Here is a 22844-nt window from a genome sequence, read left to right on the forward strand (position 1 = left end):
GTAGACTATATTGATTACTACAACAATAAACGAATTAAGGTAAAACTAAAAGGACTCAGTCCTGTGCAATACAGAACTAAATCCTTCGGATAAATTGATTGTCTAACTTTTTGGGGTCAGTACAAGTTTTCAACACTTAATATTATGCGTTTTTTGATTTAGATACTCTTTGACCCAGCCTCCTTCACGTTGTTTAAGCCTCATTGCTCTTGACTCGTCACTTGCCTCTCAAAGAGGCGTTAGTATTACTTACCACTATCCCTAAAGGGATCCTCATACTCTTTTACACTCAATTTATCTAGTGCTATATCATGCTTTACTCGTTCTCAAATTGTCATACTCGTGAAGAAATCATCCACTGGATAATTTCTTTACTTTTGAATATATTTCTTAATTGTGGCTTCATTGAGTCCCACCGTACTCATATAATAACCTTCCGCCCAGAAATGCCGATTCCCAAACTTGTACTTGAGATTGGCGTGTTTGTCAAATATCATGAGAGCACTCTTACCTTTTAAATAACCCATGAAACTCGAAGTACTTATCCTCGGTGAAATACTGACTAACATATGTAAATGGTCTGGCATTTAGTGACCCTCGATAATTTCAACTCCTTTGTAACTATACAAGCGATGAAATATTTCACCTAAACTACTTCGATATTGATTATAGAGGACTTTTCGTCTATACTTAGGGGTGAACACAATGTGATAGAACAGTGCCACTTTGTGTGCGATAAACTATGAGCCTTTTGTGCCATATTTTTCTCCTTTCGCTTTACAATTGGCTTGAACACCTTTATTGTATCGCGTTTGGAGTTTTTTGGGGTATAACCTTCGATGTGCACCCGAATAGCGGGTGGTTTTTTGTCTCGCACCTAGCGGAGCGAGACGGACTGAAAGTCGCATAAGAAAAAACGTTGATTTAACAACGTTTTACCAAGGAATTCAAAAGAATGCAAAGGAATAATGGAGCCGGTGGGAGTCGAACCCACGTCCAAACACCTGCCAACATATTTGTCTACAACCATAGGTTATGTATTAGTTTAACAGTCCCTCGACACATAACTCAAGCCTAGAAACTGCGAGTCTATCAATCTCTTATCAAGCCGCTAGACAAGACTTGATCGTATCTCGCTAATAATAAGACCTGTCATTGAACACGAGCAATCCAAATCGGGTCACGCCTGCTGGTTTTTAGGCAGCTAGAGCGTAAGAAGTGTTATTTTTTGCAGTTATATTTAACTGAGCGTTTACGTCGCTACACGAGTCGCAAAATATGCCTCATAATGCCTGTCGAATCCGTAACGACCCCAAAAGACAATAAAACCATTATACCTTATCTAACACAAAAATGCAAAAAGAAAATCAATGAACTACAAAAGATAGTCTTTCAAAGCTTTGGTCAAAGCCTGATAACCAGTAATACTGAGATGCAGCCCATCAGTTGTATATTCTTTTTTGAGTTGGCCTGCTTGATCTATCAAACTATCAAAAACTGGCACAAATTCTACCTGCATATAGGCAGAAGCAAGCTCTTGATAGGCTTGATTCCATTTCTGAATTTTTTCATTCGTGCGGATATAGACTGTCTGCTTGTACTCCTCGCTCTCATTGACTGGCAAAATGGAAAGCAATTTAATCTCAGTCAATGGATAATCGCGAGCAATGGATTGTATGATAGCTTCAAGATTATTGAGAGCCTGATTTACAAGTACATCTTTTCCGATATCATTTGTCCCAATCAGAAGGACAATTTTATCTACTGTTCCACCGTAAAGATGCGCATCTAGATTCTCTAGTAACAGCCCTGTCTGATAACCTCGAATGCCTCGATTGACAATGGTCTTTGCAGTCCCAAATAACTCCTGCAGAGGGTAGTATTCGACAATGGAATCCCCAATAAAAAGAATGTCTGGTTCAACAACAGAAACTTGATTTAAGTGACGGTATTTGGTTTGGATTTTGCCCTGTTCCTTTAGTAACCAATTTTCTAATAACTGTACTGCCACTTCATTCTCCTTTTTCTAACCAGTTTTCCAAGACTTGATAAACTCCTCCTTGTCTGTTAGCTGGCGCTAGAGCAGTCGCCACAGCTTTAGCTTTCTCATCAGCATTTTCCATCGCATAGGCAATCCCAGCCATTTCAAGCATTTCAACATCATTTTCACTATCGCCAAAAGCCATTATTTGTTGGGGGTTCAAGTCCCAGCGCTTGAGTAATTCTTCCAAGCCCCATGCTTTATGAATTCCAGCTTGAAGGATATCAATGCAACCATAGCCACTGGATACAGCCCGAACACGGCCATCAAAGAGGTCATTAATCTCTGCCAATACCGAATTCAACCGTTCCTCACCAACAACCATACTCATCTTGAGCACACCACCAAAGAGGTCAGAGGTTAATTCATCCACAAACTGCATCCGTTGGTAGAATTTTTCAATCATTTCTGGAGTCATAAAACTTTCAAGGTCTGTAAAAATCGTACCTTCCTTGACGAAACCACCCTTCATCCCCGTTACAACAAATTGATTTTGACACTCTCGACCCTTGAAATGAGCCAAAGCCTTGTCGACAATGCCATCATCCCAAGTCTGGGCCTGAATCAGTTCATTGTTTTCAAAAATACGAGCACCATTAGCAACCACCAGAACCACTCGATTCACCAAGTGCTCCAGTAGTTGCCTCATGCGGTGAATTTCATTCCCCGTCGCGATGACAAAACGAATCTCCCTCTGATCCAACTGATCTAAAATCTTTTCCAGTCGTGGGAGATCAAGCTGGCCTCTAGCATCCAGCAAGGTCCCATCCATATCTGTCGCAATTACTTTAATCGTCATTTTCTTTCCTCTGGATTTAAGCTAGTCCCACTTCAATCCCACATGTTCATTCATTTCTTTATAAGCTGTATCAATTCGTTCCTTAGTCGCTTCATCTAACTGGTCACGATGACTACCACCCTCGATAAAATCTTCTAAGATGTAGGTTTGGTAAAGGTAGAGTGGATAACCTTCTGGAGAATAGGTTCCTTTTGGTGTACGGTTTACCCAAGAAGGATGCGCTTTGGCAGTTTCGATTGTCGTCTTACCGGCTTTTTTCTTAATGGTCACATCCATGAGCACGCCACGTTCAGTCCACTTAGCATTTTCTACCCCTTCCATGGTCTCAATTCGTTGATTTGAAATGAAGTTCCCCATTGAATAGATAATGAGTTTCTTGTCCCCATCTTTTTCAACCGTTTCAGATGGTTCAACGACGTGAGGGTGACCTCCAAATATAATATCTGCTCCCCAATCAATCATCTTGTGATATAAAGCTTTTTGCTCTTCAGTCGGTTCTATGCGATACTCAACACCCATTTGTGGCATGATAATGGTAATATCTGCTTCCTTTTCCGCTCGTTCAATTTCAGACTTCATTTTATTCTCATCTAAATCTGAAAGATAGTGATTATAATCCTCCTGAGAAATATTTTGCTCAATTCCATTAAATCCATAAGAATAAGCCAAAAGTGCAACCTTGATACCATTCACTTCCTTAATGACCAGCGGAGCCTGATCACGTGGCTCGTGTGTATAAACTCCAATTGGAGTGATTCCAGCCTTCTTAATAATATCGGCCGTTGAAATAACTCCCTCAATTTGCGAATCCAAAATATGATTATGAGCCAAATCTAGAACATGATAACCTGCATCCTTAATAGCATCCATAACTTCAGCAGGAGCATTAAAGAGAGGATAACCTGCTAAATAATGATCCTTATTAATGGTCCCTTCAAAGTCACCAATAGCTAAGTCTGCTTGCTTAAGCCAAGGTGTCACATACTCAAAATTCTCATGAAAATCATAGGTTCCATCATCCTTTTTTGCTGAAAAGTAAAGAATATCATGATAAAGCAAATCACCATGAGCCATAATTCTAGCAGTTTTTTCCTCTTCCTGATCTTTGGAATGTTGATTCGTCTTATTAGCTTCTTGAGAAATAGTATCCTTTTTCTGACTAGTCAAGGGAATTCCTTGAAAACTTTCAAACAACAAGACCAAGCCCATTGATAAAGCAACTGCTAGCAAAAGTATCGCCACAAATCCCTTATTACTCCACTTACGATAACTCCTAAAAAAGTTTACAAACCCCCTCATAAAACGAAAAGCTGAACCACTCTGATTTCTATCTTGTCTTCTTTGCATCTTCATTCTCCCTACTTTCTTATGCAAGCCTTTTCTTTTTATTATATCACAGATAAGAAATTCTTTCACAACTGAATCGAACCTGCTAGGTATTTTCTATATAAACTTAATGCCGTAATGCTTTCAATCCTTGTCATTTTGTGATATCATGTAGAGGTAATGAAAGGAGAGAAAATGTCTGCTATAGAACGTATTACAAAAGCTGCTCACTTGATTGATATGAACGATATTATCCGCGAGGGGAACCCAACTCTACGCGCAGTTGCTGAGGAAGTTACTTTCCCCCTATCTGATCAGGAAATCATCCTTGGTGAAAAGATGATGCAATTCCTCAAACATTCCCAAGATCCTGTCATGGCTGAAAAATTGGGACTCCGCGGTGGGGTTGGACTGGCTGCTCCTCAATTGGATATCTCAAAACGCATTATCGCTGTTTTGGTACCTAATATTGTCGAAGAAGGTGAAACTCCAAAGGAAGCCTACGACTTACAAGCCATTATGTATAATCCAAAAATCGTCTCGCACTCTGTTCAAGACGCTGCTCTTGGTGAAGGAGAAGGTTGCCTGTCTGTTGACCGTAACGTGCCTGGCTACGTAGTTCGCCATGCCCGCGTTACTGTTGACTACTTTGACAAAGATGGGGAAAAACACCGTATCAAGCTCAAAGGTTACAACTCCATCGTTGTTCAGCATGAAATTGACCACATCAACGGAATCATGTTTTACGATCGTATCAATGAAAAAGACCCATTTGCAGTTAAAGATGGTTTACTAATTCTAGAATAAAGAAAATCCCGTTGCAAGACGGGGTTTTGTGTTATAATAGAGGAATGAAAACAAATGATATTGTCTATGGCGTCCACGCCGTTACCGAAGCCCTCCATGCAAATACTGGAAACAAACTCTACCTCCAAGAAGATCTCCGAGGTAAGAATGTTGAGAAAGTCAAGGAACTGGCTACAGAAAAGAAGGTATCCATTTCTTGGACTTCAAAAAAATCCCTCTCTGAGATGACTGAAGGTGCTGTCCACCAAGGTTTTGTTCTACGAGTGTCTGAATTTGCCTATAGCGAATTAGAACACATCCTAGCAAAAACACGTCAAGAAGAAAATCCACTTCTATTGATTCTGGATGGCTTAACTGACCCTCACAACCTAGGATCCATCCTGAGAACAGCCGACGCGACCAATGTTTCAGGTGTCATCATTCCTAAACACCGTGCTGTCGGTGTTACTCCTGTCGTTGCCAAAACAGCCACAGGTGCTATTGAGCACGTTCCAATTGCCCGAGTGACAAATCTGAGCCAAACTCTGGACAAACTAAAGGATGAAGGCTTCTGGACCTTTGGAACAGATATGAATGGGACTCCTTGCCATAAGTGGAATACAAAAGGGAAAATTGCCCTCATAATCGGAAATGAAGGAAAAGGAATCTCTAGCAACATCAAAAAGCAGGTCGATGAAATGATCACCATTCCTATGAATGGACATGTTCAAAGCCTTAATGCCAGTGTTGCTGCGGCCATTCTTATGTATGAAGTTTTCCGAAATCGCCTATAAAAGAGGCTGGACAAAAACTTACTTCTAAATAGAACCGCACAGTGATTTCAGCTTTGCTCACAATAAAGCTGAAATCACTGTGCGGTTTTTGAATAGCTGATTTGTAGATTAAATTCTTGAACAATTTTGTAAAATCCATACTCATGAAAATGAGTCCTATCTCTACTACGCTGGTCTACTTGTCTCTAACATACACTCTGAACACGCCAAAAATATTCTCTAATTTGCTAAAAGTGCAATTAATTGCCCTCCTCCATTTGACATAGATACTAGATTCTTCTTAGATATATCATGTGTTCTAAACGAAGTTTCCTAAAGAAATTCTAAGTTGTATCGTAACCAATTGATTTCTGAGTCCCTTATATAAGAAAATGAGCATCTCCAACTACGAGAATGCTCATTTTTTATTGTATAGGCACATTTTTACATCTGTTTTAAACGTTCAATCCGTTCTGAGATAGGTGGGTGGGTATAAAAGAGTTTTTGGAACCCTCCCCCTTTCTTGGGATCATTGATATAAAGTGCACTACTGGCATCATCTACAGGACGACTCATAGGTTTACTATTATCCAACTTATGGAGAGCATTAATCATCCCTTGAGGATTGCGCGTCAACTCGACACTGGAAGCATCAGCTAGGAATTCCCTCTGACGAGAAATAGCGAGTTGTACCAAGGTTGCAGCGAGAGGTGCCAGCACAATAGCTAATAAAGAAACCACTAGCATAATGATTTCAAGACCATTTCCGTCTCGATCATCGTCACTTCGTCTGCGACCTGCTCCGCCCCACCACATCATACGACCTGCCATACTAGAAAGCATGGTGATAGCACTAGCAAGGGCAACAGCAATAGTCGAAATACGGATATCGTAATTACGAATATGACTGACTTCATGTCCCATAACAGCTTCTAGTTCTTCACGATTCATGATAGCTAGGAGACCTGAAGTTGCAGCAACTGCAGCATTTTGAGGATTGGAACCTGTCGCAAAGGCATTTAAGGCTGGATCATCAATGATGAAAACACGAGGCATAGGAATCTGAGCGACCATAGCCATATCTTCCACTACATGATAGAGGCCTGGTGCCGTTTGTTCATCCACCTCACGCGCCCCATTCATAGACATGACAATCTCAGTAGACTGAAAAATCATGGATAAAGCATAGATAAAGCCGATAATCAGTGCGATAACCAAACCACCAAGCCCAGATCGCATAAAGAGGTAACCAACCGCATAGCCAACAAGAGCTAAGAGTAGGAAAAATACCAGCAACAAAATCCAGGTTTTTCGTTTATTGCTTGCAATTTGATCAAACAGCATCTTAGTCACCTAAACCGCTAAAATCAACCTTAGGAACTGCCTTTTCCTCTTCTGGTGTTTGAAGGAAATCTGCTGCTTTAAATCCAAACATTCCAGCGATAATATTGCTTGGGAAAGTCTCTAATTTTACATTGTAGTTGCTGACAACACTGTTGTAAAGTTGACGAGAGTAAGAAATTTTATTTTCTGTGTTTGTCAACTCCTCTTGCAATTTAACAAAGTTGGCACTAGCTTTCAAATCTGGATAGCTTTCTGCAACTGCAAAAATACCTGAAATCTGACGAGTGAGGGCATCACTAGCTTTCATAGCTTCTGCTGGAGAAGTCGCTGCCGCTACTTGGTTACGCAGTTCTGCCACCTTTTCAAGGGTAGAACCTTCATATTTGGCATAACCTTTTACAGTCTCAATCAAGTTTGGCAAGAGATCATTTCGACGCTTCAATTGAACATCAATCTGACTCCAAGCCTCCTTGGTTTGCATACGATTTTTAACCAAACCGTTATAGCTAACAATCACAAAAATCACAACAAGAGCGATAACTCCAAGAATAATCCAAGTCATGATATAAGTCCTTTCTGTTTTTAGATTAGTACCAGTATATCAAATTTTTTATGATTGTGGTAAAATAAGATGATACTAAAGAAGGAAATAACTATGAAACCAGAAACATTTTACAACTTGCTGGCCGAGCAGAACCTTCCACTTTCGGACCAGCAAAAAGAACAATTTGAACGTTATTTTGAGCTCTTGGTCGAGTGGAATGAAAAGATTAATTTAACAGCCATTACGGACAAGGATGAAGTTTATCTCAAACATTTTTACGATTCGATTGCACCTATTCTGCAAGGCTTGATTCCCAATGAAAATATCAAATTGCTTGATATTGGAGCCGGGGCAGGATTTCCTAGTCTACCAATGAAAATCCTCTATCCTCAGTTAGATGTGACTATCATTGATTCACTCAACAAGCGCATCAACTTCCTCCAACTGTTGGCTCAAGAACTGGATTTGAACGATGTTCATTTCTACCATGGGCGTGCAGAAGACTTTGCCCAAGACAAGAACTTCCGTGCTCAGTATGATTTTGTAACGGCTCGTGCGGTTGCCCGTATGCAGGTCTTGTCTGAATTGACAATTCCTTACCTTAAAGTTGGTGGCAAACTATTAGCACTCAAGGCCAGCAATGCGCCTGAGGAGTTATTTGAAGCTAAGAATGCTCTCAACCTCCTTTTTAGTAAAGTCGAAGACAATCTCAGCTACGCCCTACCAAATGGAGATCCGCGTTATATCACAGTGGTAGAAAAGAAAAAAGAAACGCCCAACAAATACCCAAGAAAGGCTGGCATGCCAAATAAACGCCCGCTTTAAATTTTTTAGTAAAAAAATATTTACAAAGTTTGTAATTTCTGCTATACTATCACAAGCAAAGGTTTTTAATGTCATCCCGTGAGGTGACGAAGACGCAGAAATATTTGAAACTCTTTAAAGTCTAGATTTTAAAGAAGTCTTACTCTGAGGGCCTATTGCTGTAAAATAATGGGCTCTTTTTTGATGCCCAAAAGTGAGGTTTATATGAAACAAGAATCAACTGTTGATTTGTTACTAGACGTTGACCAACGTCCTTCGGCTGGAAAAGGAATTCTCCTTAGTTTCCAACACGTTTTCGCCATGTTTGGGGCGACCATCTTGGTACCATTGATTTTGGGAATGCCTGTATCTGTTGCCCTTTTTGCTTCAGGTGTTGGAACACTCATCTACATGATTTCAACTGGTTTTAAAGTTCCAGTTTATCTAGGTTCTTCATTTGCATTTATCACAGCAATGTCACTTGCTATGAAAGAAATGGGTGGTGATGTATCTGCTGCCCAAACAGGGGTTATCTTGACTGGTTTGGTCTATGTCCTTGTGGCTACAAGTGTTCGTTTTGCAGGTACAAAATGGATTGATAAACTCTTGCCACCAATCATCATCGGTCCTATGATCATCGTTATCGGTCTTGGACTTGCAGGTTCAGCTGTTACCAATGCTGGTCTTGTAGCTGATGGAAATTGGAAAAATGCTCTTGTAGCAGTTGTTACTTTCTTGATTGCTGCATTTATCAATACAAAAGGAAAAGGCTTCCTACGAATCATTCCATTCCTCTTTGCCATTATCGGTGGTTACCTCTTCGCACTAACCCTTGGCTTGGTTGACTTTACACCAGTTCTTAAAGCCAACTGGTTTGAGATTCCTGGTTTCTACTTGCCATTTAGCACAGGTGGTACCTTTAAAGAATACAATCTTTACTTTGGTCCAGAAACCATCGCCATCTTACCAATCGCTATCGTAACAATTTCTGAACATATCGGAGACCATACTGTTTTGGGTCAAATCTGTGGCCGTCAATTCTTGAAAGAACCAGGTCTTCACCGTACTCTTCTTGGTGACGGTATCGCAACTTCTGTTTCTGCCTTCCTTGGTGGACCAGCCAATACAACTTACGGAGAAAATACAGGGGTTATCGGTATGACTCGTATCGCTTCTGTCTCAGTTATCCGTAACGCTGCCCTTATCGCAATTGCCCTTAGCTTCCTTGGCAAATTTACTGCCTTGATTTCAACCATTCCAAATGCTGTACTTGGTGGTATGTCAATCCTTCTCTATGGAGTTATCGCCAGCAACGGTTTGAAAGTCTTGATCAAAGAACGTGTTGATTTTGGTCAAATGCGTAACCTAATCATCGCAAGTGCTATGTTGGTCCTTGGACTTGGAGGAGCTATCCTTAAACTTGGTCCAGTTACACTTTCAGGTACTGCCCTATCAGCCATGACAGGAATCATCTTGAACTTAATCTTGCCATACGAAAATAAAGACTAAGAGTCTAAACATATCAAAAAACGAGCATTTCCAATTACGGAAGTGCTCATTTTTCTTCTTTCTAAAAAAGGAAAGCCCTGCGGCCTTCCCTTGTCTTACTTACGTTTCTTCTTCGCTTTTTTCATTTTATTCGCCATGCGTTTCATGGATTGTTTCATAGCAAATTCACCGATTTTACCTTTTAGACCGCCACCAAACATCTGGCTCATATCTGGCATTCCTGCTCCTCCGAGAGCGGATAAGTCAGGCATACCACCTTGTCCCATCATTCCTTCAAGGGCAGACATATCCATCCCTCCCATATTTGGCATATTTTTTGGAAGGTTGTTTGGATTGATTCCCATTTGCTTCATCATCTTGTTCATATCGCCAGACATGACTCCCTGCATAAGCTGTTTAGCCTGGTTAAAGTCTTTAATGAATTTATTAACTTCGACAAAGGTATTTCCAGAACCAGCTGCGATACGACGGCGACGGCTTGGATTTAACAAATCTGGATTTTCACGTTCTTCAGGTGTCATGGAAGATACAATGGCACGTTTGCGCGCAATCTGACGCTCATCCACCTTCATATTTTGAATGGCTGGATTGTTGGCCATACCTGGAATCATCTTGAGCAAGTCTTCCATTGGCCCCATGTTTTGCACCTGATCCAACTGATCGATGAAATCATTGAAATCAAAGGTGTTTTCACGCATCTTCTCAGCCATTTCAAGGGCTTTTTGCTCATCGTATTCTTGAGAAGCTTTCTCAATCAGAGTGAGCATATCCCCCATGCCAAGGATACGACTAGACATACGGTCTGGGTGGAAGGTCTCAATGTCCGTAATCTTTTCACCTGTACCAGTGAACTTGATTGGTTTTTCAGTAATGTGACGAACAGATAGAGCCGCACCACCACGAGTGTCCCCATCAATCTTGGTAAGGATGACCCCAGTCACTTCCAACTGAGCATTAAACTCACGCGCAACATTGGCCGCTTCTTGACCAATCATGGCATCAACGACAAGCAGGATTTCATTTGGTTGAGCCAGTGCTTTCACGTCACGAAGCTCATTCATCAAAAGCTCATCAATCTGCAAACGACCTGCCGTATCAATCAAGACATAGTCATTATGATTAGCTTGAGCTTGTTCCAAACCTTGACGAACAATCTCCACAGCTGGAACCTCTGTCCCAAGAGCGAAAACCGGCACATCAATCTGTTGTCCCAAGGTCTTAAGCTGGTCAATGGCAGCTGGACGATAAATATCCGCCGCAATCATCAAAGGACGAGCATTTTCTTCTTTCTTGAGTTTGTTGGCCAATTTACCAGCAAAGGTTGTTTTACCAGCCCCCTGCAAACCAACCATCATGATGATTGTAGGAATCTTAGGTGACTTGATAATTTCTGCCGTATCAGAACCTAAAACAGCTGTCAGTTCCTCATCAACGATTTTGATAATCTGTTGCGCTGGATTAAGGGTATCAATGACCTCATGTCCGACTGCACGCTCACGAACTTTCTTAATAAAGTCCTTTACAACAGGCAAGGCAACGTCAGCTTCAAGCAAGGCTAAGCGAATCTCTTTAGTTGCCTCTTGAACATCAGATTCAGAGATTTTTCCTTTTTTACGTAGATTTTTAAAGACGTTCTGCAAACGTTCTGTTAAACTTTCAAATGCCATTTTTCTTCCTCTTATTCTCTATTATCAATGCTTGTTAAAATTTCTATCTGCTCCTGCAGAAAGTCATCCTTGGGATAGCGCTCCAAAATCTGGTCAAAAATTTGACTGCGGACAATGTAGTCCGAGTACATATGCAATTTCATCTCATAATCTTCCAGAATCTTTTCTGTCCGCTTGATATTATCATAGACAGCCTGACGACTGACACCGAATTCCTCGGCAATCTCAGCAAGACTGTAATCATCAGCGTAGTAGAGCTCTATATAATTCATTTGCTTGTCTGTCAACAGCGCTGCATAAAATTCAAAGAGCGCATTCATACGATTGGTTTTTTCGATTTCCATAACTTTTATTATACCAAAAATTAGCCTAATCTACCACACCAGGAAGTCAATCCGAGAAGATAGCTAGCTAAATTTGAAAAAGACATGAGCCTAGCCCCAAGTAATTTCCAATTGATAACTGGCAAAGGGATGTCCCTCTTGATTTTGTAGTTGATAATCTAGTTCAATCTTTTGTCTATCAACTTGATAATGGCTCGTTTGGATGATAAACTCCTGCATGCCCATAGGTGTGGGAATATAGGCTAAACTATCACTATCCTTTAAAAAGCGCATAATGGTCTTGGGATTGGAAAAACGGCTCATCACCAGTTCTTGACCATGGAATTTAATCACTACTTTTTCCTTTTCCTCATTGTAGAAAAGCAGGTAGCTATAATCTCCTTTTTCATGCACTTCCACGTCATAGAGTTGGTCAATCACTTCCAACTGCTCATCAAACTGAATCGTATTTCGCATCCGAATCTTCACATCAGGTCCTCTTTCTTGTCTCTTGTCCTACTATTTTACCAAAAAGAGCAGGATTTTGCTATAATGGTCATATGAACGAAAAAGTATTCCGTGACCCAGTTCACAACTACATCCATGTCAATAATCAAATCATCTACGACTTGATTAATACAAAAGAATTTCAGCGTTTGCGTCGTATCAAACAACTGGGAACTTCCAGTTATACCTTCCACGGTGGAGAACACAGTCGCTTCTCTCACTGTCTAGGAGTCTATGAGATTGCACGACGTATCACGGAGATTTTTGAAGAAAAATATCCTGAAGAATGGAATCCTGCCGAGTCTCTCTTGACCATGACCGCTGCTCTCCTACATGACCTTGGGCATGGTGCTTACTCCCATACTTTTGAACATCTCTTTGATACAGACCATGAAGCCATTACTCAGGAGATTATCCAAAGTCCTGAAACGGAGATTCACCAAGTCCTACTACAAGTAGCGCCAGATTTTCCAGAAAAGGTAGCCAGTGTCATCGACCATACCTACCCTAACAAGCAGGTCGTGCAACTCATTTCCAGTCAGATTGATGCGGACCGCATGGACTATCTCTTGCGCGACTCCTATTTTACAGGAGCATCCTATGGGGAATTTGACCTTACTCGCATTCTCCGAGTCATTCGTCCTATCGAAAATGGCATCGCCTTTCAGCGCAATGGCATGCACGCCATCGAAGACTACGTCCTCAGTCGCTACCAGATGTATATGCAGGTCTATTTCCACCCAGCAACACGTGCCATGGAAGTTCTCCTACAGAATCTCCTCAAACGCGCCAAGGAACTCTATCCTGAAGAAAAAGATTTCTTTGCACGAACTTCTCCACATCTCCTGCCTTTCTTTGAAAAAAATGTGACCTTATCTGACTATTTGGCACTGGATGATGGTGTCATGAACACCTACTTCCAGCTTTGGATGACCAGTCCTGACAAGATTCTCGCAGATTTATCGCAACGCTTTGTCAACCGCAAGGTCTTTAAATCCATTACCTTTTCACAAGAAGATCAAGACCAGCTCGCTAGCATGAGAAAATTGGTTGAGGATATCGGCTTTGATCCTGCCTACTACACTGCTATTCATAAGAACTTTGACCTCCCTTATGATATCTATCGTCCCGAATCTGAAAATCCACGGACACAGATTGAGATTTTACAGAAAAATGGAGAACTAGCCGAACTCTCTAGCCTGTCTCCTATCGTCCAATCCCTTGCCGGCAGTCGCCACGGAGATAATCGCTTTTATTTTCCTAAAGAAATGTTAGACCAAAACAGCATCTTCGCAAGCATTACCCAGCAATTTTTACACTTGATTGAGAACGATCATTTTACCCCAAATAAAAACTAGAAGAGGAATTTTATGAGTATTAAACTAATCGCCGTCGATATTGACGGAACCCTAGTTAACAGCCAAAAGGAGATTACTCCTGAGGTCTTTTCTGCCATCCAAGATGCCAAAGAAGCTGGTGTCAAAGTCGTCATTGCAACTGGACGCCCTATCGCAGGTGTTTCCAAACTTCTAGACGACTTACAGTTGAGAGATGAAGGCGACTATGTCGTGACCTTCAATGGTGCCCTGGTCCAAGAAACTGCTACAGGCCATGAGATTATCAGCGAATCTTTGTCTTATGAGGATTATCTGGATATGGAATTTCTCAGTCGTAAGCTTGGTGTTCACATGCATGCTATTACTAAGGATGGTATCTACACTGCAAATCGCAATATCGGAAAATATACAGTGCACGAATCAACCCTCGTCAGCATGCCCATCTTCTACCGCACCCCTGAAGAAATGGCTGACAAGGAAATTGTCAAATGTATGTTTATCGATGAACCAGAAATTCTCGATGCTGCGATTGAAAAGATACCAGCCGAATTTTACGAACGCTACTCCATCAACAAATCTGCTCCTTTCTACCTCGAACTCCTTAAAAAGAATGTAGACAAGGGTTCAGCTATTACTCACCTAGCTGAAAAACTCGGATTGACCAAAGATGAAACCATGGCTATTGGTGACGAAGAAAATGACCGTGCCATGCTGGAAGTCGTTGGGAATCCCGTTGTCATGGAAAACGGAAATCCAGAAATCAAAAAAATCGCCAAATACATCACTAAAACAAATGACGAATCTGGCGTTGCCCATGCCATCCGTACATGGGTACTGTAAAAGGAAAGAATAGACGAAAACCGCTCAGCTGAGCGGTTTTTTATAAGTTAGAGAATCGCTAATATTATCTAAATGTACAGTTACTTAAATCTTGAGAGTACAAAAACTTATTGATGAAGCTGATTTAATTCTTATTGGTTGTACAGTTACTTAAATCTTGAGAGTACAAAAACCCAACATAAATACCTTCTCTTGTAGCCATTGTTGTACAGTTACTTAAATCTTGAGAGTACAAAAACCTGCTAGTGAGTATGACTGGTCATCTTCTAGTTGTACAGTTACTTAAATCTTGAGAGTACAAAAACTTGTTACGAGAAATCAAAGAACCGTCAAAAGTTGTACAGTTACTTAAATCTTGAGAGTACAAAAACAATGGTGCAAGAAGGGCAATCTAGTCGGTGGTTGTACAGTTACTTAAATCTTGAGAGTACAAAAACTTGATGATATCTAGGAATTGTTCGATTGTAGTTGTACAGTTACTTAAATCTTGAGAGTACAAAAACTGGTTTTGAAGAACGTTACGGCAAAACTTGGTTGTACAGTTACTTAAATCTTGAGAGTACAAAAACCAAAGGATGAGTTCTATGTAGTCGAAAATAGTTGTACAGTTACTTAAATCTTGAGAGTACAAAAACGCATCGCTACTCAAATGGATAGTCTTGCGAGTTGTACAGTTACTTAAATCTTGAGAGTACAAAAACCCTGGAACACTCCTTTCAATCTGGTGCATGTTGTACAGTTACTTAAATCTTGAGAGTACAAAAACCTCAAATTAGTCAATTTTGATTTTTGTTCCCTCAAAAATATTATAAAGCCTTAAATCTCACTCGTCAATACTATTCTTCCAAATATTTCAATAACATTGGATTGATTGATTCAACACGAAATTTTGTTTTCATTTTGTACTGATACAAATTATTCAAAATTTTTAATGCTACTTGAGCTTCTACAGATAAACTCATGTGGAGAATGTCCGAGCTAAATAAATAGGATCCAATTTTTCTTAAAGAAGTTAAAAATTCTTGTTCATCAGGTATTTGATTTATTGGATACTGATTGGTAAAGCGATCATACATAAATTCTAGAGAATATAAATGATCAACATAATCGGAAACAATATTGATTTCCTCTAAAACTTCTTTCGTGACATGAAGATAACCTTCATTGGAAGGAAATAAAACAATATATATTGAATCTCTATGATTAGTCAGAAACTCCATTTTCTCGCAACATTCAACAAAATCATTATAGGATAAAAAATCATCCAAATTTCGTAAGACAAGCAAAAACTTTTTAGAACTATTCGTCGCTATAATTTCTAACATGGAAAGAAATAATAAAAACTTTGTCTTATTGTCTACAAATTCAAAGGATATATTTTTATCATTTTTTCCAAAGTATGGTAAAAAATTTTTTTGAATTAATTGATCCGTATTAAAATATTTTGCTTCAGTATGATATATAATATCATCTATTTGAAGATTCAATTTCTGATTCAATAAAAGTGAAATCCTATCTAGATTGTCATTGATATTTTCGATTTGCTCCATTATCTCTATAGAATTAATCTTTTTCTTTATATAATCATAAGCTACTGTTCCTTTTTTATATTCCATTTGTTCAATTAAATCATTGATATTGGACACTTGAATTACACTAAATTCTGACCGGGAAACCATTGTATCGTCTATTAGTATTTTAGGCTCATTTTGTTCAAATAGAACTAAATCTTCCTCACTATATTTTTTTCCTCCAAAATACCACAATAGTATCTGCCAAATATAGTACTTTAGTTGCTGATCTTGTCCCACAATTTGAGTAAATTGGCCAAAACTTAATGAAATATTATCCTTATACGGATGACTAATGTTCATTTTCATATAACTACCAACTTATTATCACTGACTACTTCTTCTTGCTTTGTTTTCCCACCAATTATTAAAACCATTTCAGAAAATTGTTTTTCAGTCACTGCTAGCAAACGGACATTCCCACTTGGTAAATTACTCTGACTTAATTTTTTATAGAATTTACTAGCAAAACTTCTGTTAGGACAGGTTCTATAATAAACCGAAAATTGTAACATTTCAAAACCATTAGCAATTAAGTCTTTTCGAAAGTTACGATAGACTCTCTTTTCTTGATTGGTTTCCATCGGTAAATCAAAAAAACATAATAATCTCAATGCTTCATACCTCATTTCCTTAACTCCATTCTATACTTGAAACCACCGGACAGTAAAATTTGCTAGTATCCTTATCTGAAATACATTTTAGAAAACCTTTGACGTATTTATCCATAGCTACCGTCACTGAACACGTTTCTTTCCCATAACGAATCTTTGCATTTAGTGTGTCTGTTAATGCCAGTCGAAATTCATATTTCAAATACTCTTCATCTCGTAAATTTTGATAGACCCAAACATCGACAATCTGCCGAAAGGGTTCCATTAAATCATCAACAAGGTTAAATTGATTATATTCATTCTTATGGAAAATTCCTATTAAGGGATTTAACCCATACCCAGAAATAATACGTGCCATCTGAGCTCTCATGATAGCATAACCATAATTTAGACCAGCATTGATGACATCCGTTTCCTGTTGTGTAAGGCGCACGAATTTTTTTCCAAATAATTCATTAAAATAGACTTTTGCAGCATGGCCTTCACGATTGGTTTTATCTCCAAAATCAATATGCTCTTTATACTCCGCTAATAATTGTATACAATCAATATTCTTCTCAAACATTGAAAGAACATCTTGCTGATTGTTTATTTTGAAATAAGTAACTATCTGCCATAATTTGTCTTTTTGTTCCTGTGTCCACAATAATTGTTCCTGTAATTTTTTATAAGCTCTAAAATGGCCATTTTGAGAATGATAAATTCCTGTAGGCAAGTGCTCATTATCACAGACAATTAAGGCAATATTATACTTACTTAAAGCACTTAACAACCTTAGAGTTACAACAGTCTCCCCTCCTTCTGCTACAATTATCGAAATATCACTCAATGGGATAATATAGTCTTGACCAATTTTCTTAATTAAAAGGTTATCCAACTTCAATTGCATTTTTTCACTCTGACAGACATGCACAATTCTCCAAGTCATCGTATTTTCCTCTTTCACAAAACGAAAACACCCAGCCATAAATGACAGGGTGTTGAATTCGGCATGAAGCCTTATCTTTGTAGCTTCTGCAAGATTTAAGTAACTGTGCAAGGCGTCCCTTGCAGTTACTATTATAATACATCTTACAAGCGTTTGCAACTCTTTTTTAAATATTTTTTAAAATTTGAGTTTTGGTTTCTCACCCTCTTTTTTGATAAAATGTTTATTACCCAAAACATCTGTTTTAATTTTATAAATAGAGAGTCCTTTCTTTCCCAATCCTTTTAAACAGCGTCCATTAGATGTCGTATTAAACACTTTAATTCTTTCTTTGCCTTCAAAATTTCCTTTATAATAAGGTTTTAATTCTACATAGTGTTTTTGGTTTGGCATTGTTCTAGATAAGAACCTAAAAATTTGTTCCTCCTTAATTTCCGTATCCTTAATCAAAAGCAAGTCATTTTTATATAAGGTAAATTTAAATTCTGAATGCTCGCTCACTCCTTCTTTTTCTTTAATTTCATTATATTTATCAATAGTTATAGAATAAGTTCCAGTCTTCTTTTCAAATTGTAAATCTGCATATTTTAATCCAAGCAACTCATACTTCTCCGTCTGATGATTAAAATAGACATCTGTTCTCCAAGGATTTAATTGACGTAGGATTACTTTATTTTTACTATTAGAAGGAGTTATGTTAATAAATGATTCAGGAATATTTTTATCATAATATTTTAGACTTTTAATTTCTGGTCCATTGCCTTTTTTACTGTACTTACGGATTGGTCCATTTTCTTGTTTGTATTTCTCAAAAGGATTACAAGAAACTTCTTTATTCTTCTCATTAAATTCTTTTGAAGGATAGGTTCTTAGAATCTCTTCAATTACCTTTTCAAACATCTGAGGATCTTTGTGATACATTAAGAATTTACTCTTGTCTTTATTGTAAATTTTAATGAAAGCATCATATCCCGATTGACTATAGATATCTTTAATCTTACCTAAAACATAAGTTTCTTCAGACTTATCTTTATCCAACTTTGCTTTTCTTGTTGCGTAAATAGTAGCGTCTGAAATTTTTCGATTGAATTTTGAATCTACTTGATAAGAAAATAGTATACTATCCTCAAACTTCTTGCTACTTAATGTATCAACAAAATGGTCATAAGGAGCTTTAAACACTAACTCTTTGTATTCATCATCAGTTAACGAAATAATTTCGCCTGTCTTTGAATCAACAAATCGATCCTCTTTATAAGAAATTAGGGTATTAGCTTGTTTTTTCCATAACATTAATTGACTTGAAGCAGCAATAATTAAGGCATCAACAGCATGATGATGGTAAGTCTCACGAGACTTTTCAAGCCTCCACTTTCTTCTTAGCTGAGAGGTAAATTGTCCACGTACCACCGAAATAGTTGTATCGAATTTATGGGCTTTGTAAAAATCTTGTAGAGCATTTAAAACAACGCGAGAGGAATATCGAGTATCAACTAAATTCCGTTCGATAAACTTCTGCTTCACTTCAATTTTACTAATGTCTTCTTCCGTTAAAAGGTAATCTTTCTTTTTATTACCTAATAATTTAGAATCTTTTACATATGATTTAAACTCACGATATGACCAAGCATCATCCATACTGTCTAATGCCTGAAACGGTGTTCGCTGCCCCTTCTCCTGGTTTGCTGTAGCTAGAACCAATACTTTATTAGATAGACTATCATCAAACGATAAAGATAGAGGTAAAATATGATCAATTTCGTACTTGTACTGATTGTGAATTAAATCTGAAATTGGAATATTCTTCCCAGTATAGAGACACTTCTCTCCCTGCTGGTGCCATAAACGAATCTTAGTAGCCAATTCCTTATGCCCATGAAAAATACTATCTGGTAACTCTTTTTTTCCATTGTATTGGAATGCAGCCTTTTCCATAGCAGCATTTTTCTCATCATGGTTTGCCTTTTGACGTTTTATATAATCTTTCTTAGCATCTTCTTCGTTATTTTCTCGCGCCATTTCGATAACAATATTATCAAAGATACCATATTTTTTAGTTGCTTCGTTGATTATCTTTATGGCCTGTCTGACAGACTTTGCTACCACAGGATTATAGATTTCTTCTGTTACTTCTTTTTCATCAATATACTTAGTTCTTTTTGATGTTTCTTTAAATTTTTGTTTACCCAATCGTGTTAGAATTGCCATCTGCTCTTCTGAAGTTTCATAGAGTTCTGGTATCAATTCTATCATGAGTTTAAGAGAAAAATTATGCCATCCCTTACTAAATAGACTACTATTATTTTTTCTAAATTGAACCAATTCAAGTATTTGGTCTTGACTAAATACATCCATTAACTTTGTATTAATCGCTTCTTCTATACCTTCTCGTTCAGTATTTAGAGTTAAAATATGAGCAAGCTCATCTAGAACTTCTCTAGAAAATTCTCCAACTGGAATTGTTTCTAGCAACTGCATTTTTCGATAGACTTCAAAAGTATGCATTTCAGGTTTATTGTTTACATCAACTCGATAACCACGTATCTGATCTACTGAAGCATCAATCATTTTAGCAATGTATTTCAATAAAGTTGAAGCCCCTAATGTTTTCGCCGACTTCGCATATTCAACGATTGTTTTCTTTTGTTCCTCACCCAGTTTCTTGGTCTCTGTAGGAACTGTTAAATTATTTAAATCATTTAGCAAATTAAACTCTTGAGCAGTATAGGAAGCTTTTGAAGCCCTGTATTCCTCAGGATAAAATGTACATTTACCGATTAAAATACCAAAAATATTCTCTAAGGTAGTACCATCAGTTCGAAAACGTCCATAATCCGTTCGTGATTTTTCATTACCTGGTCCATGATAGTATTTTCTTTTACCCGTAAGAATTGTTAAATAATCAGCTATAAACTCATCCATAATCTGATTATTAAATTCTTGCTGTTTTCTTAAAATTCTTTCAGCTTCTTTTTTATATGCAGATGTTGAAAAAACATTGATTAATCGGCGCTTCTCACCATTTTCCACAACAGTGAAATCCCCCCTTACCTGACCATATTTTTCGAAACGCTCTAGTTGGATTTGACCAGGCGTTTGTTCAGCAAGTAATTTTCTATTTTCCTCAACTGCCTTACCATAATCAGAAGATACTGCACCACCATCCTCAGAAGCATCATCTAAATAGCTAATTCCACGTCTCTTAACAATGTTCTTTAAAGCAATGAACAATTCTTCATTCGTGAGTTGCTGATTCAATCCATCTACACGAAGTCGATATGGATTAAGATTAATGGATACCTTAGAAAAATCAGTTAACAAATCATAGTATTCAAATAGATCCTTAAGTCGAACACTACGATGTTTTTTCCTATGATTTAATCGTCTACCTTGTCTACTGCTTCTTCTTACAACATTATTATCTGCAGTTGCAGCTGGGAAAAGACGAGAATTCGCATGAATAATCTCGCCAGTATCTTTATTTAGAATACCTACACCTACTGAAGCAATACCAATATCTAAACCTAAAACTAAACCATTCATCATTACACTCCTAACTAATCATCATATTAATTAAATTTTACTCTTTACTTCCTAAAAAATCAAATCATTATCTACAATTATATGGAACATTTTTCTCTATCTTTGTGATAACTATATCTCTTAACTTCAATCATTCCGTACAAAAAATAAATATATAAAAATTATTTTCAGGGATAGACTCAGTCCAAAATTATTTTAAAAGCCTTTATCGAGACTTTTGACTTCCTTTGTATACCATGATACTATATAATAAAGATAAGGAACTTGAACAAAAGATTGGCTTCGCTTACTTAGAACGGTGCTAAAGAATATTCCTGAAACAGTAACGAATTTCACAAGTAAAGAGAATGCAATAACGGTCGTAGGAAAAATAAAAAGCGTAAATATAAATCCCTTAAAAGACAAGGGTATACGCTAGGAGAGGTGGGGGAGAAAGCCCCTCACACCTCTATTTTATCAAATGAAAAGAGGAAAGTAATGGTTAGTACAATAGCTATTTTTATAATTGCAATCAATGTATACATTTATCTAAAAAATAAAAAGGACAAATAGGATGAGAAAAGATATTCAATAATTATTAAACAGTTCTATATCCAGTTCTGCTATTTCGCAAGGCGCTGGAGTTCCTTGGACTACTGTTTCTGACCTCAGAAAAGGCAAAACAAGAATGGACAAAATGGCACTTCTCACAGCGGAAAAACCTTATGAATTTGCTACAACTGATAAGCAGTGATTTCGGTCGCTGTTTTTATTTTTAACAAAATACCGTTTTTAATAAAAACTAACACTTTTTCGCTTCCTACTCTTTATACAAATACTTATTTGAATAATAGAATTAAGTTTTGATTTCTAATCACTCAAAGCACATTTTTTTGAATAAAAAATCGCCAAATACATCACCAAAACAAATGACGAATCTGACGTTGCCCATGCCATACGTACATGGGTACTGTAAAAGGGTATGAATAGACGAAAACCGTTCGGCTGAGCGGTTTTTGAATATCTAATTACATGCCCCCTGCCGGAATCGAACCAGCAACTACTCCTTAGGAGGGAGTTGTTATATCCATTGAACTAAGGGAGCTAGATAAAAACTCTGCTGAAAAGCAGAGTTTTTTAGTCGAATTAACGACGGATTTCTTTGATACGAGCTGCTTTACCTTGAAGAGCACGCAAGTAGTACAATTTCGCACGACGTACTTTACCGTAACGTACAACTTCGATTTTTTCAACACGTGGAGTGTGGATTGGGAAGATACGCTCAACACCTACACCGTTAGAGATTTTACGAACTGTGTAGTTTTCTGAGATGCCAGCACCTTTACGTGCGATAACAACACCTTCAAAAATCTGGATACGTTCACGGTTACCTTCGACAACTTTCGCATGTACACGAACAGTGTCACCAGGACGGAATGATGGGATATCTGTACGAAGTTGACCTTCAGTCAAGCTTTGGATTAATGGATTCATTTTATTCTCCTATCTTTGTCAATCTTGAGGAAGCTTCCTCAGCGGATAAACTGTATTTTTGTGCGTCCATTACACACAAGATACAGTTTACCAAATTTCCACAAAAAAGTAAAGA

20 protein-coding genes, 1 tRNA gene, 1 other RNA gene, 1 pseudogene and 1 CRISPR repeat array are annotated in these 22844 nt (G+C 38.0%); of the genes and pseudogenes, 7 read left to right on the plus strand and 16 right to left on the minus strand.

Annotation, left to right across the window (positions count from 1 at the left end):
• Positions 1–93, plus strand: a 93-nt coding sequence (locus tag FJR73_RS09470) for an IS3 family transposase (RefSeq protein WP_140834408.1), incomplete at its 5' end; no start/stop codon positions are given.
• 152 nt (positions 94–245) lie between these two features.
• Here the strand turns inward: FJR73_RS09470 and tnpA are convergent.
• From tnpA to FJR73_RS09495, 5 genes and pseudogenes are all read right to left on the minus strand, one after another.
• Positions 246–760 (minus strand): annotated as a pseudogene (gene tnpA, locus FJR73_RS09475) (IS200/IS605 family transposase).
• 206 nt (positions 761–966) lie between these two features.
• Positions 967–1314, minus strand: a transfer-messenger RNA (tmRNA) gene (gene ssrA / locus FJR73_RS09480).
• A gap of 61 nt (positions 1315–1375) precedes the next feature.
• Positions 1376–2011, minus strand: coding sequence for an SGNH/GDSL hydrolase family protein (locus tag FJR73_RS09485; RefSeq protein ID WP_140834636.1), 636 nt, complete (start codon positions 2009–2011; stop codon positions 1376–1378).
• Between the two features lies 1 nt (position 2012).
• On the minus strand, positions 2013–2840 hold the full coding sequence (locus FJR73_RS09490) for an HAD family hydrolase (RefSeq protein ID WP_140834637.1): 828 nt from the start codon (positions 2838–2840) through the stop codon (positions 2013–2015).
• 21 nt (positions 2841–2861) lie between these two features.
• Entirely contained in the window at positions 2862–4187 is a 1326-nt protein-coding gene (locus FJR73_RS09495) for a CapA family protein (RefSeq protein WP_140834638.1), read from the minus strand.
• A 174-nt stretch (positions 4188–4361) separates the two neighbouring features.
• On the opposite strand from FJR73_RS09495, the gene def reads away from it, so the two are divergent.
• Both def and rlmB read left to right on the plus strand, forming a co-directional pair.
• A complete protein-coding gene (gene def, locus FJR73_RS09500; RefSeq protein WP_001272950.1) occupies positions 4362–4973 on the plus strand; it encodes a peptide deformylase in 612 nt (203 codons plus the stop codon).
• A 44-nt stretch (positions 4974–5017) separates the two neighbouring features.
• Positions 5018–5746: a 23S rRNA (guanosine(2251)-2'-O)-methyltransferase RlmB gene (gene rlmB / locus FJR73_RS09505; protein ID WP_000855722.1), complete on the plus strand. Its 729-nt coding sequence runs from the start codon at positions 5018–5020 to the stop codon at positions 5744–5746.
• A 423-nt stretch (positions 5747–6169) separates the two neighbouring features.
• Here the strand turns inward: rlmB and htpX are convergent, their stop codons facing one another.
• Positions 6170–7069, minus strand: coding sequence for a zinc metalloprotease HtpX (gene htpX, locus FJR73_RS09510; protein ID WP_000895749.1), 900 nt, complete (start codon positions 7067–7069; stop codon positions 6170–6172).
• Position 7070: 1 nt separating this feature from the next.
• On the minus strand, positions 7071–7631 hold the full coding sequence (locus FJR73_RS09515) for a LemA family protein (RefSeq protein WP_140834640.1): 561 nt from the start codon (positions 7629–7631) through the stop codon (positions 7071–7073).
• A 93-nt stretch (positions 7632–7724) separates the two neighbouring features.
• Here FJR73_RS09515 and rsmG point away from each other — a divergent pair, with 93 nt between their 5' ends.
• Positions 7725–8438, plus strand: coding sequence for a 16S rRNA (guanine(527)-N(7))-methyltransferase RsmG (gene rsmG, locus FJR73_RS09520; protein WP_140834641.1), 714 nt, complete (start codon positions 7725–7727; stop codon positions 8436–8438).
• Between the two features lie 204 nt (positions 8439–8642).
• Positions 8643–9926, plus strand: a complete 1284-nt coding sequence (locus FJR73_RS09525; RefSeq protein WP_181146639.1) for a uracil-xanthine permease family protein — start codon at positions 8643–8645, stop codon at positions 9924–9926.
• Positions 9927–10021: 95 nt separating this feature from the next.
• Here the strand turns inward: FJR73_RS09525 and ffh are convergent, their stop codons facing one another.
• From ffh to FJR73_RS09540, 3 genes are all read right to left on the minus strand, one after another.
• A complete protein-coding gene (gene ffh / locus FJR73_RS09530; RefSeq protein ID WP_140834643.1) occupies positions 10022–11593 on the minus strand; it encodes a signal recognition particle protein in 1572 nt (523 codons plus the stop codon).
• A gap of 11 nt (positions 11594–11604) precedes the next feature.
• Positions 11605–11937, minus strand: a complete 333-nt coding sequence (locus FJR73_RS09535; RefSeq protein WP_000402066.1) for a putative DNA-binding protein — start codon at positions 11935–11937, stop codon at positions 11605–11607.
• A gap of 90 nt (positions 11938–12027) precedes the next feature.
• Complete coding sequence (locus FJR73_RS09540) at positions 12028–12405, minus strand: DUF1934 domain-containing protein (protein ID WP_001813294.1); 378 nt, start codon at positions 12403–12405, stop codon at positions 12028–12030.
• Positions 12406–12476: 71 nt separating this feature from the next.
• Between FJR73_RS09540 and FJR73_RS09545 the strand changes: the two genes are divergently transcribed.
• Both FJR73_RS09545 and yidA read left to right on the plus strand, forming a co-directional pair.
• Positions 12477–13781, plus strand: coding sequence for an HD domain-containing protein (locus FJR73_RS09545; protein ID WP_140834644.1), 1305 nt, complete (start codon positions 12477–12479; stop codon positions 13779–13781).
• Positions 13782–13793: 12 nt separating this feature from the next.
• Entirely contained in the window at positions 13794–14600 is an 807-nt protein-coding gene (gene yidA / locus FJR73_RS09550) for a sugar-phosphatase (RefSeq protein WP_140834646.1), read from the plus strand.
• A gap of 71 nt (positions 14601–14671) precedes the next feature.
• Positions 14672–15366: direct repeats of the CRISPR family, unit length 36 nt; unit sequence GTTGTACAGTTACTTAAATCTTGAGAGTACAAAAAC.
• A gap of 70 nt (positions 15367–15436) precedes the next feature.
• Here the strand turns inward: yidA and csn2-St are convergent.
• From csn2-St to rplS, 6 genes are all read right to left on the minus strand, one after another.
• A complete protein-coding gene (gene csn2-St, locus FJR73_RS09555; RefSeq protein ID WP_140834647.1) occupies positions 15437–16480 on the minus strand; it encodes a CRISPR-associated protein Csn2-St in 1044 nt (347 codons plus the stop codon).
• Positions 16477–16800 carry a CRISPR-associated endonuclease Cas2 gene (gene cas2 / locus FJR73_RS09560; RefSeq protein WP_001268300.1) on the minus strand — a complete coding sequence of 108 codons (324 nt, stop codon included), beginning with the start codon at positions 16798–16800 and terminating at the stop codon, positions 16477–16479. The genes csn2-St and cas2 overlap by 4 nt, the downstream gene beginning before the upstream one ends.
• Positions 16801–16804: 4 nt before the next feature.
• A complete protein-coding gene (cas1, locus tag FJR73_RS09565; RefSeq protein ID WP_140834648.1) occupies positions 16805–17713 on the minus strand; it encodes a type II CRISPR-associated endonuclease Cas1 in 909 nt (302 codons plus the stop codon).
• A gap of 177 nt (positions 17714–17890) precedes the next feature.
• Complete coding sequence (cas9, locus tag FJR73_RS09570) at positions 17891–21256, minus strand: type II CRISPR RNA-guided endonuclease Cas9 (RefSeq protein WP_140834649.1); 3366 nt, start codon at positions 21254–21256, stop codon at positions 17891–17893.
• Between the two features lie 1012 nt (positions 21257–22268).
• A tRNA-Arg gene (locus FJR73_RS09580) sits at positions 22269–22340 on the minus strand.
• A gap of 41 nt (positions 22341–22381) precedes the next feature.
• Positions 22382–22729 carry a 50S ribosomal protein L19 gene (gene rplS / locus FJR73_RS09585; RefSeq protein ID WP_001068669.1) on the minus strand — a complete coding sequence of 116 codons (348 nt, stop codon included), beginning with the start codon at positions 22727–22729 and terminating at the stop codon, positions 22382–22384.
• Between the last annotated feature and the right edge of the window lie 115 nt (positions 22730–22844).

Source organism: Streptococcus sp. D2 (genome assembly GCF_006385825.1).
Classification (GTDB): Bacteria; Bacillota; Bacilli; order Lactobacillales; family Streptococcaceae; genus Streptococcus; species Streptococcus shenyangsis.